The organism is Parendozoicomonas verongulae (assembly GCF_009711465.1).
Taxonomy (GTDB): Bacteria; Pseudomonadota; Gammaproteobacteria; order Pseudomonadales; family Endozoicomonadaceae; genus Sansalvadorimonas; species Sansalvadorimonas verongulae.
In genome coordinates this window covers 8,168-8,693 of record NZ_SMME01000744.1, presented here as the reverse complement: position 1 = coordinate 8,693, position 526 = coordinate 8,168, and the positions used below count along the sequence as shown (strand labels likewise).

The following is a 526-nucleotide window of genomic DNA, read 5'->3' as shown; positions in this document are numbered from 1 at the left end:
TGAAGCTGGGACGTCAGTGTATTTTTGAAGATGGGAAAAAAGGTTCCCCGACCCGCCGCTGCCTTGTGTGGCCTTTGACATGTCACCTGTCCACAGATCAACTTGCCCCAAACACGACATCGGTAGAATATAGCCCTGTTACATAACCAGCCAGAACAGGACGTTATCTCGTATGGGCACCCCAAAATCCGTCAACTTTGAAATGCTGCGCACCCGCTGGCCGGAGCTGGCCAACCTTGGGGCGATGGCGGAACAGTATGTCCATACCGATCCGGAAAGCTGTCTGGTCAAGCTGCGCAACTACCTTGAGCTGGTGGTGCGATGGATCTATCGGGATCAGCGTCTGGAGCAGGGCTACCGTGCCAGCCTGTACGATCTGATTAAAGATGATGTCTTCCAGAGTGTGATACCCACGTCTGTCACCCTGAAGATGGACGCCCTGCGCATCCATGGTAACCGTGCCGCTCACGGCGACCACATTAAACCGAAAGATGCCCTGTGGCTGCTGCAGGAAGCCTTCTATGTT

1 protein-coding gene is annotated in these 526 nt (G+C 54.4%); it reads left to right on the top strand.

Translation table 11 applies throughout. The annotated features are described in order from the left end of the window. Positions 1 to 172 precede the first annotated feature (172 nt). The coding region (locus E1189_RS04800; RefSeq protein WP_155158916.1) for a DUF4145 domain-containing protein at positions 173 to 526 on the top strand (354 nt) is incomplete at its 3' end.